The following is an 11,803-nucleotide window of genomic DNA, read 5'->3' on the forward strand; positions in this document are numbered from 1 at the left end:
GGGGGGGGGGGGGGGGGGGGGGGGGGGGGCGCCCCCCCCCGGGGGGGGGGCCCCCCCCCCCCCCCGGCCGGGGGGGGCCCCCCCCCGGGGGGGGCCCCCCCCCGGGCGCGTCGGACGGTCAGGCGTAGGGGATGAGGGCCTCGGTCATGAGGGTGAAGCCGAACGGAGCCGGGATCGGTAGCGGCGTCCCGAAGTCGACGGTGGTGCGCAGGTGGTAGCGACCCGACGCGAGGCCGGAGAGGAGGGTGACCTGCTTGTCCCGCGGGTCCACGATCAGGTAGGTCGGGATCCCCATCGACGGGTAGTCGCGGACCTTGCCGTGCCAGTCGTTCTCGGGATTGGTCGGTGAGACCACCTCGACCACCAGGGCGGCGTAGTGCGCGGGCGTCTCGGTGCCGAAGCCGTGCTCGGCGTCGAGTGAGAGGTAGGTGAGATCGGGATTGCGGAGCTTGGCGGTCTCGGGAGAGGAGAGGTCGGTGTTCTCCGACGGGATCAGGTCATCCGGGCAGTGCGCGTCGAACTGACGTCGCACCACCAGCAGGTTCCGCTGGTGGATGATGGTGGGCGCCGCCATCATGATGATCTCGTCACCGGAGATCTCGATCTTGTAGCCGGCCGGCATGGCGGCCTGCGCCTGACGGGCGTCCTCGAGCAGCCTGCGGTGACGGTCGTACGGCTGCTCTGCCTGCGTCATGTCCTCTGCCTTTCAGCTGCCGGGGCCGCTGCCCATTCTGCCGGGTCGTCGGAGCGGTCGGCTCAGACCGGCGGTGAGGTGAGCAGCCGGGCCAGGGCGAGGGTGCCGGCCACCACGGTGACGGCGGCGGTCCGTTCGTGGTCGCGGAAGGCCCGGGAGGGGTCGGGGCTGACGGGCTCGGCGTCGCGCGGGGTGAGGCCGCTCGGGTGCTGGGCGGCGCAGAGCCGCTCCCAGGGCTCCGGGCCGCAGACCGGTGCACCCGTGCAGGAGTCGGCCGCGAGCAGGGTGGCGACCAGGTCCCACTGGCCGGTCTCCAGCCAGACGTCCACCCAGACCGGGAGCCAGGCGCGGAGGTAGCCGCGCAGCCGCTCCGGCAGGTCGTCCGGCCGGGCGCCCCAGTCGGTGAGGTGGAAGACGGACTGGCCGAGCCGGTACCCGGCCGACCAGTCGACCGTCCAGGGCTCGGGGGTGCCGCCCAGCAGGGTGGCGGCGGCCAGTGCGGCCCAGTCCGGCGGACGGTGGACCAGCCCGGTGATCCGGCGGGCGTTGGCCACCGCGAGGCGGTGGTGGGGGAGCAGTTCGACCGCCTCGGCCGCCCGCAGCGCGGCCAGCGAGCGCAGCAGCCCGTCCAACTCCCGGTGCCGGTAGCCGGAGCGGGCGAAGGGCGCGTACGCCTCCAGGGGATCGGTCGCCTGCGGGAAGCGCAACTGCCGCTCGTAGAGCAGGTTCCCGCCCTGGAGTTGGTGCCAGCAGAACTCCAGGGTCTCCCCGGCCGCCGCGAGGTCCCGCTGCCCGGCGACGCCGTCCCGCAGCACCAGTGAGGCCGCCAGGGCGGATTCGCCGATCGGGGGGTAGGCGGTGTCCGGTGCGGCCGGGTCGACGGTGGCGTCCGGCGGGACGGCGCCGTGGCCGAGCCGGTGGGCCCGGTGGAGCCAGTGCAGAGCGCGGGAGGAGAGCTGGTGGGCGGTCCGCAGGAGACGGGTGCTCAACTCCGCCTCCCGGACAACAGGTGGGTGACGATGGTGAGTTGGAGCTCGCTGCGACGGCTCCCGTCGCCGGTGAGGCGCAACCGGTCGAGCAGCGGCGGCAGTTCGAGGGTGGCCGGCCAGGCGGCGGGGTCCAGTCGGACCAGCCAGGCGGACCAGCGGAGCAGGCGCAGCGCGGTGCGGTGATCCCCGCGCAGTACCGCCCGGACGGTGCCCCGGGCGAGCGCGAGCGGCTCGCGGCGGACGGCGCGGTGCACCGGCCCGTCCAGGCCGGGCAGCGCGAGCGGTGCCAGCAGGGCGAGTTGGGCCGACCAGTGCTGCCAGGAGTGTGGGTCCGGGGTGCGGTCCGGCTGCGGCACCGGATGGCCCGCGAGCAGTCCGCAGACGTGGTCGAGCCAGGCGGTGGTGAGCGGATCGGCGGCGGGCGGGAAGACCGTGAGGGCGCTGGCGAGTGCGGCGGCGGTCCGGCGGTCCGGTGCGGTGCCGGCCAGGAGTTGCGGTGCGAACAGGTCCGGGCCGAGCAGTCGCAGCGCCGCCAACTCGGGGGTGTCGGTGGGGTGGGCGGTCGTGACGACGGGGCGGGCGGTGCCGTTCAGGCTCTCCAGCAGGCGGGTGGCGAGGCGTTCGGCGGCATCGGTGTACCGGTCCCGCAGGACGGCTCCGGTGGGTGGCAAGGGTGGCTCCCGAGGACGTGAGGCCGGGTGCGCGTGCTGATGCCGGGCGCGCGAGGGTGGTGCATGGCGACGCCCGGGGTGCGCGGGTGGGTGGTGGTGCCCGCACGCAAAGGGTGGTCGACGGTGATGCCGGGGGCGTGGGGAACTGCGCGGGGTGGAAGGGCAACACCTGCCACCGAACCACTGTCGGCAAGGTGCAGGTGCTGCCCTTCCACCCCGCGCAGTTCCCCACGCCCTGCGGAGCGCACCGGCCAGGTGGGTTGCGGCCTGCATTCCGGGGTGCCCCCGGCTCCGGTGGGACGACGGAGCCGGGGGACGGGTCAGCCGCGTTCCTCGGGAGGGCGGGCCGCGGGGCGTTCCGCCGGCGTCCTCGGGGTGAGGAGCAGGGCGCCGACCGCTTCGGGACGGTGGGCCGGTGCGGCGGTGAGCGTCGTCTCGCCCTCGGCCAGCAGGGCGGCCAGCACGGCACGGGCGGCCGGGCCGGCGGTCGGTCTTATCCCGGTGCGGATCTGAGTGGGCATCAGATGTCTCCTGGTGTCGGGTGCGGCGTCCACGTTGACGCCGCACCCGACAACGCTATGAGCACGAATCGACCGGAATGCCCGGGGCGCGCCGGACGCACCGTCAGATCGGCGGCGACGCGCCGGTGCACGGGTGATTACCGCCCGGTACGGTCGGTGCATGACGACTGTTCTCATCACCGGCGCGACCGCCGGCATCGGCGCGGCCTTCGCGACCCGGCTGGCCAAGGACGGGCGGGACCTGGTGCTGGTCGCCCGCGACGTCGCGCGGCTGTCGGACGCGGCGGCCGGGCTGACCAAGAGGTACGGGGTCGAGGTCGAGGTGCTGCCCGCCGACCTGGCCACCGACGAGGGCATCAGTGCCGTCGAGGACCGGCTGCGGGCGACCGTGAAGCCGGTGGACATCCTGATCAACAACGCCGGCTTCGGGAACCGGGGCTCCTACCTGACGGTGCCGCTGGACCAGGAGCTCGACATGCTCAAGGTGCACGTCGAGGCGATCCTGCGGACCACCTCGGCGGCGATCCCGGGCATGCGCGAGCGCGGCTTCGGCGCGATCGTGAACGTCGCCTCGGTGGCGGCCTTCCTGCCGCGCGGCACGTACGGGGCGACCAAGGCGTGGGTGGTCTCGTTCACCCAGGGCATCGCCCGGGACCTGGGCGGCACCGGGGTGCGGATGATGGCGCTGGCGCCGGGCTTCACCCGGACCGAGTTCCACCAGCGGGCCGGGATGGGCACCAAGAACGTGCCGGGCTGGGGCTGGCTCTCGGCGGAGCGGGTGGTGGACGACGCACTGGCCGACCTGGCGCGCGGGCGTTCGCTCTCGGTGCCGGGCAAGCGGTACAAGGCCGTGGTGGCGCTGGCTCGGGTGCTGCCGAGCGGTGGCCTGGGCGGGCTCTCCTCCAAGGCCGCCCGGACCTACCGCACGGACTGAGACCGCGGGTCCTGACGCTGGATCAGGACCGGAACTCATTATTAGCGTGCCTAACTATGAGCTATGCTCGGTACGTGGGCAGGACTTCCCCTGCCCGCGTACCCGGCTCATGGAGGACGCCTGTGCGGCCCGACCCGTCAGTTGACTGGACCCCACCCGAACGCGAGAAGGACGAACCCCGCCCCCCGGCGCAGTGGCGCCGCATCCTCTCCCTCTTCCGCCCCTACCGCTGGCGCCTGCTGCTGGTCGGCAGCCTGGTGGCGGCCTCCGCCCTGGTCTCGGTGGTGACGCCGTTCCTGCTCCGGGCGGTGCTGGACACCGCGATCCCCGAGGGGCGGACCGGGCTGCTCAGCCTGCTGGCGCTCGGCATGATCGCCACCGCCGTGGTCGGCTCGGTCTTCGGGGTGCTGCAGACGCTGATCTCCACCACCGTCGGCCAGCACGTGATGCACGACCTGCGCACCGCCGTCTACCGGCACCTCCAGCGGATGTCGCTGGCCTTCTACACCCGCACCCGCACCGGCGAGGTGCAGTCCCGGATCGCCAACGACATCGGCGGGATGCAGTCCACCGTCACCTCCACCGCCACCTCGCTGGTCTCCAACCTGACCGGGGTGGTGGCCACCGTGGTCGCCATGGTGGCGCTGGACTGGCGGCTGACCGTGGTCTCGCTGCTGCTGCTCCCGCTGTTCGTCTGGATCAGCCGCCGGGTCGGCAACGAGCGCAAGAAGATCACCACCCAGCGGCAGAAGCAGCTGGCCGCGATGAGCTCGGCCGTCCAGGAGTCGCTGTCCGTCAGCGGCATCCTGCTGGGCCGCACCATGGGGCGCTCCGACTCGCTCTCCGCCGACTTCGACCGGCAGTCCGGCGAGCTGGCCGAGCTGGAGGTGCGCACCTCGATGGCCGGGCGCTGGCGGATGGCCACCATCGGGATCGTGATGGCCGCGATGCCTGCCCTGATCTACTGGGCTGCCGGGCTGTCGGTGGCGGGCGGCGCGCCGTTCGTCTCGATCGGCACCCTGGTCGCCTTCGTCTCGCTCCAGCAGGGACTGCTGCGCCCGACCGTCAGCCTGCTCTCCACCGGTGTGCAGGTGCAGACCTCGCTGGCGCTGTTCCACCGGATCTTCGAGTACCTGGACCTCCCGGTGGAGATCGCCGAACCGGCCGAGCCGGTCCGCCCGGCCGTCGTCCGGGGCGACGTGGTCTTCGAGGGCGTGGAGTTCCGCTACCACCCCGAGCAGGAGCGGCCCACCCTGACCGGCATCGACCTCAAGATCCCGGCCGGCGGCTCCCTGGCCGTGGTCGGCGAGACCGGCTCGGGCAAGACCACGCTGAGCTACCTGGTGCCCCGGCTCTACGACGTGACGGCGGGTCGGGTGACGCTGGACGGCACCGACGTGCGCGAGCTGGGCTTCGACACGCTGGCCGGTGCGGTCGGGGTGGTCTCCCAGGAGACCTACCTGTTCCACGCCTCGGTGGCGGACAACCTGCGCTTCGCCAAGCCGGACGCCACCGACGAGGAGCTGGAGCAGGCCGCCCGGGCGGCCCAGATCCACCAACTGATCGCCGCCCTGCCGCAGGGGTACGACACGGTGGTGGGCGAGCGGGGCTACCGCTTCTCCGGCGGCGAGAAGCAGCGGCTGGCGATCGCCCGCACGGTGCTGCGCAATCCGCCGGTGCTGATCCTGGACGAGGCCACCAGCGCGCTGGACAACCAGACCGAACGGGCCGTCCAGCAGGCGGTGGACGCCCTCTCCGAGGGCCGCACCACCATCACCATCGCGCACCGGCTCTCCACCGTCCGCCGGGCCGACCAGATCGCCGTGCTGGACGGCGGCCGGGTGGCGGAGCTGGGCACGCACGAGGAACTGCTCGCGCTGGACGGACGGTACGCGGCGCTGCTGCGCCGGGAGCTGCCGGCCGACGCTGACGACGCGGCCGACCCGGCCGGGGTGGCGGAGGAGACGGAGCGTCAGGCCGCCATCGGGCGCTCGTTGTAGACCTCGGCCAGCTCCTGGCCGGAGAGCTCGTGGATCGCCGCCATCACCCGGTCGGTGACCTCGCGGCGGGCCCGGGCCGAGCGGGCCTGGCCGTGCAGCTCGTCGAAGTGCAGCGGCTCGCCGAAGCGGACGGTGACCTTCTTCAGGCGCGGAAAGCGCTTACCGACCGGCAGGATCTGCTCCGGACCCTCCAGGGCCACCGGCACCACCGGCACCCCGGCGGTCAGCGCCAGCCAGGCCACCCCGGTCTTGCCCCGGTAGAGCCGCCCGTCCAGCGAGCGGGTGCCCTCGGGGTAGATGCCGAACGCCTTGCCGTCGTTCAGGATCTCCAGCGCCGACTCCAGCGAGGCCTGCGCGGAGCGGTACTCGCCGCGCTCGACCGGCACCGCGTTGATCGCGGTGAAGAAGGCCCTGGAGAGCGCGCCCTTGAAGCCGGTGCCGGTGAAGTACTCGGCCTTGGCGAGGAAGAACACCTGGCGCGGCGCGGCCAGCGGGATCACCACGCTGTCCACGAACGAGAGGTGGTTGCTGGCCAGGATCACGCCACCACCGCGCGGCACGTTCTCCAAGCCCTCGATGACGGGGCGGTAGACCACCCTCGCCAGGGGCTTGAGCACGAGCTTGGTGATGAGGTTGATCATCGGGTCTCCCTGGCCGGCTGGTCGTCGCGCTAAGTTCCTGCCCGGTAACTTCGAGCGGGACCAGTCCGCAGGTTACGTCATCGCCCCCGCCGTCCGTCCACTGCTCCGCTCGGTGGGACGGTGCGATCCACGTCACTCCGGAGTCACTCCGGAGGGTCCGGAACGCCCGCCTCCGGCGCGCTCCCTGACGGACCGTCCCCCGCGCCTCCCGCATCCGTGTACATCCGCAGCGTCTCGGCCGCCGCCCCGGCCAGCAGCCGGCGGGCCTCCGGCGGGGCCAGCACCTCCACGTCGGTGCCGAACGGCAGCAGCGTCCTGACCTCGGCCGGTGCCCCGAAGCCGAACTCCACCAGCAGGTGTGACGGACCGTCCGGCACCGGCGGGGCGAGCACCGAGGAGGAGTGGATCCGCAGCACCAGGTCCAGCCGCTGCCGGTGCACCCGGGCCGTCACCCGCACCTCGTCCCGCTGCCGCTCCACCTGCGCCCGCAGCCCGGCCCACACCCCGGCCAGCCCCAGCCCGGGCCGCCGCCGCACCGGCTCCCCGGTGCTCGCCGCGCGCACCACCCGGTCGGCCCGGAACAGCCGGGGCACGCCGTCCAGGTCCGCCACCAGGTACCAGACGCCCGCCTTGCTCACCAGGCCGTACGGATCGACGGTGTAGGTGCTCGGCCCGTCCGATCCGCTGCCCGTCCGGCCGTGCCGGTAGGTGAGGGCGAGGCGGTGGTCACCGAACACCGCGCGCTGGAGCTCGTCCAGCTCGGTCTGGCCGGGAGCGGCCGGGCCCTTCGCCCAGCGGTGCGGATCGACCAGGATCCGCTCGCTGGTCCGCTCCGCCTCCGGCCGGTGCGGCGCCGGCAGCGCGGCCATCACCTTGCGCAGCGCCGAGCCGATCGCCCCGCCGAGGCCGAGCGCGTCGTGGGTGCCGTCGGTCGCCAGCACGAACAGCGCCCGGGCCTCGTCCGCGGTCAGCCCCGTGACGTCCGTCCGGTAGCCGGGCAGCAGCCGGATCCCGCCGGTGCGGCCCCGCTCGGCGAAGACCGGCACGCCGGCGGCGGACAGTGCCTCCACGTCCCGGTAGACGGTGCGGACGGAGACCTCCAGTCGCTCGGCCAGTTCGGAGGCCGGCACCAGACCCCGGGTCTGGAGCAGCAACATGATCGACAGCAGGCGGTCGGCTCGCACCGGCCCAGCCTAAAACCTGACAGAGGGTGTCCGGTATCGGGGGCAGAGTGCTCCGCGTCGGCCCGACGGGCCGTCAGGACCACCGTTCGGAGACAGCAGAGAGAGGTCGTGCCACCCGTGGACACCACCGCCTTCGACCCCCGCCCCGACTACCTGCGCGCCCTCGACCAACTGGCGGAGTTGCTGCTCCGGGTGACCCCCGGGCAGCTGGACCGCCCGACCCCGTGCGACGCGTACGACCTCCGGGCACTGCTCGGCCACACCGTGGGCGGCGTCCACCGGATCGCCTACGTCGGCGAGGGCGGCCGGAGCCTGGACGTCGTGGCGGCGGTGGGTGAGGTCGGGGACGCCGAGTGGGCCGAGGCGCTCGGCCGGGCCCGGGCGCGTGCCGTCGCCGCCTGGGCCGACGACGCCAAGCTCGACCTCCCCGCCGCCGTCCCGTGGGGCACCCTCCCGGGCCGCTTCGCCCTCGGCGGCTACCTGATGGAGGCCGTCACCCACACCTGGGACATCGCGCAGGTGGTCGCCCCCGACACCGCCTTCGACGAGGACCTGGCCCGGGGTGCGCTCGCCGTCGCCCGTCAGACCCTGCCGGCCGAGACCCGCGACGCCACCGTGCCGTTCGGCCCCGTCCGCCCGGCCCCGGCCGACGCGGGCCCGACGGCGCAGCTCGCCGCCTGGCTCGGCCGCGAGGTGCACTGAGCCCCCGGAGAGCGGGAGACCCCGGGGGTGGGAGCGCACCACCTCCGGGCGCGGGGCTGCGGCGCGCCTACTTACCGAGCGCCCGGCGCAGCTTGTCGCCGTGGCGGAGCTGGTTGTAGGCGACGCGCGAGTCGCGGGCGGCCAGCCGGTACTGGATGCCCCGGACGCCGCCGGGGAAGCGGTAGCCGGCCGGACGGTGGCGGGCGAAGTGGGTGGCGATCCGGGTGAAGAAGTCGGCCCGGAGCTCGGCGGGGACCAGGCCGGGGGCGTCGTACAGGTTGAGGGCCTGACGGACCGTCCGGTCGAAGACCAGGCGGCGCAGCGCGGGGCCGGGGTCGTTGCCGGGTCGGTCCAGGGTGGCGAAGATCGCGTCGTACTGGGCGAAGGCGTCGGCGTGCTTGGGGGAGGACGTGGCGGTGATCGCGCCGGGGCGTCCGCGCCGGTAGTTGTAGCAGGAGCGGTCGAGGTAGCGCAGCCGCCCGGTGAGCAGCGCCGGGTAGGTGACCGAGATGTCCTCGTAGAAGCCCCGGCCGAACTCCACGCCCAGGCCGAGCAGGAAGTCCCGCCGGAAGACCTTGTTCCACACCGACATCACGCTCTGGAACAGCGCGGGGTGGTCGGCGGCCCGGCAGCCGGCCTCCAGTGGGGAGCCGCGCAGCACGTGGCCCCAGGGGTTGGGCTCGGTTCCGCCGTCGGGGTAGACGTGGACGAAGTCGGTGAGCAGCACGTCCACCGGGTGCTCCGCGGCGGTCTCCTTGCGCAGCTCGGCGAGGAGCGCGTCCAGGGTGCCCTCCGGCACCCAGTCGTCGCTGTCGACGAACCACACGTACTGCCCGGTGACCTCGGCCATCCCGGCGATCCGGGCGCCGCCGAGCCCCTGGTTCTCCGTCAGGTGGAGCACCGTGAACCGGGGGTCGCCCGCCGCGTGGGCGTCCAGCAGGGCGCCGCAGCCGTCGGGGGAGAGGTCGTCCACCGCGATCACCTCGACCTCGCCGTCCGGCGGGCCGGCCAGCGAGGCCAGGCACTGGGGGAGGAAGCGCTCCACGCCGTGGACGGGCAGCACGATGCTGAGGAGGGGGCTCACGCTGGATCACTCCGTGGGGATGCCGGACGGGGGGATCGCCGGGCCGAGGGGCGGCCGACCGGGTCTGGCGCCACTCTACTGTCCGCCCGAGCCGGCCCGGAAAAGGCGACCGCCGGTGCCCGCGCCGTGCGAGCGCGGGCACCGGCGGTCCGGTGTTGGCGGTTCGGCCGACCCTCAACGGCCGACCGCCGTTCCCGTCCACCAGGACCGAGCCGGGCCGCCGCAGCGTCGAGACGGCCGGACAGTGGCTCACCTGGTGTCGGAAGTTCTGGTGTTCAGCAGTCGAACTCATTCGACCGATGCTGACCCGCCTTTCGGCGTCGATAGAGATATTGCTTGTAGGTTTCGACCGCGTCAATCCCCTGAATGTGTTCACTTCCTGAATCTTGTGCGACTGGTTGTCGTGAGCCTGGCGAACTCCTATATTGACGCCAAGTCTCACAAGGAGAGTCCGATGGTCAGCCCGGTCCTCAAGGCGCTGATGGTGGCGCCGCTGGCGCTCGGCGCCGGGTACCTCTTCCTGCTGCTCACCCTCTTCCCGGGCTCCACGGGCGAGCTGTTCGCCTGGCGGATGTCCCCGGTCTCGGCCGCGCTGCTCGGCGCCGGCTACGGCGGCAGCTGCGCCATGTACCTGCTCGCGCTGCGGGCCCGTCGCTGGGTGGACGTCCGGGTCGCGGTCGCGGCCGGGGCGCTGTTCATGCCGCTGGCGGGGCTGGCCACCCTGCTCGGCCGGGCGTCGCTCCAGCTGACCGGCGGGCCGCTGCTCGGGGTGCTGGCCGCCTGGGGGTGGGCGGCCGTGCACGCGGGGGCGCCGCTGGTCGGGCTGGTCGCGCTGCTCGCCCAGTGGCGGACGGGCGGCGAGCTGCCGGCCCGGCCGCCCCGGCTGCCCTGGTGGGTGGCGGGGCCGGTGGCCGGTCACGGCTTCGGGCTCACCGCGCTCGGCCTGCTGCTGTACGCGGCCCCGGGTCTGGCGGTCCGTCACTGGCCTTGGGTCGCAGGTCAGTTGGAGGTGCGGATGCTCGGTGCCTGGTGTCTGGTCTTCGGCGCTGCCCTGCTGCTGACCTGGGCGGAGGCCGAACTCCGCCGGGTGCGCAACGGCATGGCGGCCCTGCTGGTGACGGGTGGATTCGGCCTGGTCGGCCTGGTTCGCGAGGCGGGGCAGGTGAGTTGGGGCGAGACCGGGGCCTGGGCGGTGGTGCTGGTGCTCTGCGCGCTGCTGGGGCTGGGTCTGTCCGGACTGGGGGTCGGCTGGATGCTCGACCCCGCCCCGCCGCGCACCCCGCCCGCCCCGGTCGATGCGCACTCGTGATCGACTCCGTCCGGATCTGGTGCGGCGTCAGTTCGCTTCGCACGATACGGTGGCGGATACACCAGGACGGTTGCGCGGACTCCGGTACTCGCGGATAGTCTTCGACTCACGGCCCTGGCGCCTCGTAGGGGTGGGAAACTGATGGAACACATGCAAGTGCGGCCCCGGCCCCGGGTGCCGGCGATCCAGTGCGGTGTCGGCTCGACCGGCCGCCGCCTCGATCGCCATCTCTCGGTGCTCGGAGCTCCGGCGATCTCAGCGGTGGACACCGCCGAGGCGCTCGGCCTGATAAGGGAGCTGACGCCCCGTGGTGTCACGCCCCCGGCGGCCGTCACGCGCCGGAGCACGCGGGTGCTGCTGCTCGCGCCGCTGCGGCGGCTCAAGCGGAGCCTGTTCGGCAGCAGGGGCTGACCGCCCCCGCCCCGGACGACCCGGCCGACCTGACGGTCCGCCGGGTCCCTTGCATGCCCGGACGCACGAGCGAACGGCCTCGCGGAGCCGGGCGCGGCCGGGAGCTGCAAGGATGAGGGCATGTCCGACAGCTTCTCCACCCTGACCTTCGACGTCACCACGGGCAGCCGCGAGACCGCCCTCGACATCACCGACCGCTGCGCCGCCTTCCTGGAGTCCGTCGCCCCCGGCCGGGACGGCCTGCTCAACGTCTTCGTGCCGCACGCCACCGCCGGGATCGCGGTGATCGAGACCGGGGCCGGCAGCGACCAGGACCTGCTCGCCCACCTGCGCGACCTGCTGCCCGCCGACGACCGGTGGCGCCACCGCCACGGCAGCCCCGGCCACGGCCGGGACCACGTGCTGCCCGGGCTGGTCGCCCCGCACGCCACCCTGCCGGTGATCGGTGGCCAACTCGCCCTCGGCGTCTGGCAGTCGGTGGTGCTGGTGGACACCAACGTCGACAACCCCCGGCGGACCGTCCGGCTCTCCTTCCTGGGCTGAGCAGCGTCGGGGGCGGGGGGGGGGCCCCCCCCCGGCGGCGCCCCCCCCCCCCCCCCCCCCACCCCCCCCCCACCCCCCCCCCCCCCCCCCCCCCCCCCCCCCCCCCCCCCCCCCCCACGT

Annotated in this window: 13 protein-coding genes; 6 read left to right on the top strand and 7 right to left on the bottom strand. The window is 73.9% G+C overall.

All coding sequences use genetic code 11. From position 1 onward, the window contains the following. Positions 1-118: 118 nt before the first annotated feature. From ACIRBX_RS15485 to ACIRBX_RS15500, 4 genes are all read right to left on the bottom strand, one after another. Positions 119-694 carry a Uma2 family endonuclease gene (locus tag ACIRBX_RS15485; protein WP_402296903.1) on the bottom strand — a complete coding sequence of 192 codons (576 nt, stop codon included), beginning with the start codon at positions 692-694 and terminating at the stop codon, positions 119-121. A 62-nt stretch (positions 695-756) separates the two neighbouring features. Continuing rightward, on the bottom strand, positions 757-1,683 hold the full coding sequence (locus ACIRBX_RS15490) for a DUF6895 family protein (protein ID WP_402296906.1): 927 nt from the start codon (positions 1,681-1,683) through the stop codon (positions 757-759). Then, entirely contained in the window at positions 1,680-2,354 is a 675-nt protein-coding gene (locus ACIRBX_RS15495; RefSeq protein WP_402296908.1) for a hypothetical protein, read from the bottom strand. The genes ACIRBX_RS15490 and ACIRBX_RS15495 overlap by 4 nt, the downstream gene beginning before the upstream one ends. Before the next feature lie 320 nt (positions 2,355-2,674). Further along, on the bottom strand, positions 2,675-2,875 hold the full coding sequence (locus tag ACIRBX_RS15500; protein ID WP_402296909.1) for a hypothetical protein: 201 nt from the start codon (positions 2,873-2,875) through the stop codon (positions 2,675-2,677). Between the two features lie 160 nt (positions 2,876-3,035). Here ACIRBX_RS15500 and ACIRBX_RS15505 point away from each other — a divergent pair, with 160 nt between their 5' ends. Together ACIRBX_RS15505 and ACIRBX_RS15510 are read left to right on the top strand one after the other, a co-directional pair. Beyond that, positions 3,036-3,809, top strand: a complete 774-nt coding sequence (locus ACIRBX_RS15505; RefSeq protein ID WP_402296911.1) for an SDR family NAD(P)-dependent oxidoreductase — start codon at positions 3,036-3,038, stop codon at positions 3,807-3,809. 56 nt (positions 3,810-3,865) lie between these two features. Then, complete coding sequence (locus ACIRBX_RS15510) at positions 3,866-5,809, top strand: ABC transporter ATP-binding protein (RefSeq protein ID WP_402296913.1); 1,944 nt, start codon at positions 3,866-3,868, stop codon at positions 5,807-5,809. Here the strand turns inward: ACIRBX_RS15510 and ACIRBX_RS15515 are convergent. Together ACIRBX_RS15515 and ACIRBX_RS15520 are read right to left on the bottom strand one after the other, a co-directional pair. Next, positions 5,782-6,450, bottom strand: coding sequence for a lysophospholipid acyltransferase family protein (locus ACIRBX_RS15515; protein ID WP_402296914.1), 669 nt, complete (start codon positions 6,448-6,450; stop codon positions 5,782-5,784). The two genes, ACIRBX_RS15510 and ACIRBX_RS15515, sit on opposite strands and share 28 nt — an antisense overlap. 143 nt (positions 6,451-6,593) lie before the next feature. Continuing rightward, positions 6,594-7,634: a helix-turn-helix transcriptional regulator gene (locus ACIRBX_RS15520; protein ID WP_402296915.1), complete on the bottom strand. Its 1,041-nt coding sequence runs from the start codon at positions 7,632-7,634 to the stop codon at positions 6,594-6,596. Between the two features lie 117 nt (positions 7,635-7,751). Here ACIRBX_RS15520 and ACIRBX_RS15525 point away from each other — a divergent pair, with 117 nt between their 5' ends. After that, a complete protein-coding gene (locus ACIRBX_RS15525; RefSeq protein ID WP_402296917.1) occupies positions 7,752-8,336 on the top strand; it encodes a TIGR03086 family metal-binding protein in 585 nt (194 codons plus the stop codon). A 67-nt stretch (positions 8,337-8,403) separates the two neighbouring features. Here ACIRBX_RS15525 and ACIRBX_RS15530 read toward each other — a convergent pair whose 3' ends face one another. Next, on the bottom strand, positions 8,404-9,420 hold the full coding sequence (locus ACIRBX_RS15530) for a glycosyltransferase family 2 protein (RefSeq protein ID WP_402296919.1): 1,017 nt from the start codon (positions 9,418-9,420) through the stop codon (positions 8,404-8,406). A gap of 454 nt (positions 9,421-9,874) precedes the next feature. Between ACIRBX_RS15530 and ACIRBX_RS15535 the strand changes: the two genes are divergently transcribed. The 3 genes from ACIRBX_RS15535 to ACIRBX_RS15545 all read left to right on the top strand — a co-directional run bounded on the left by ACIRBX_RS15535 (position 9,875) and on the right by ACIRBX_RS15545 (position 11,683). After that, positions 9,875-10,729: a hypothetical protein gene (locus ACIRBX_RS15535; protein WP_402296920.1), complete on the top strand. Its 855-nt coding sequence runs from the start codon at positions 9,875-9,877 to the stop codon at positions 10,727-10,729. A 141-nt stretch (positions 10,730-10,870) separates the two neighbouring features. Then, positions 10,871-11,140, top strand: coding sequence for a hypothetical protein (locus ACIRBX_RS15540; protein WP_396294030.1), 270 nt, complete (start codon positions 10,871-10,873; stop codon positions 11,138-11,140). Positions 11,141-11,260: 120 nt separating this feature from the next. Further along, the gene (locus ACIRBX_RS15545) at positions 11,261-11,683 is read left to right on the top strand and encodes a YjbQ family protein (protein WP_402296921.1); all 423 of its coding nucleotides are present in this window, start codon (positions 11,261-11,263) and stop codon (positions 11,681-11,683) included. The last annotated feature ends 120 nt before the right edge of the window (positions 11,684-11,803 follow it).

This window comes from Kitasatospora sp. NPDC096147 (assembly GCF_044763225.1).
In the GTDB taxonomy this organism is placed as follows: domain Bacteria; phylum Actinomycetota; class Actinomycetes; order Streptomycetales; family Streptomycetaceae; genus Kitasatospora.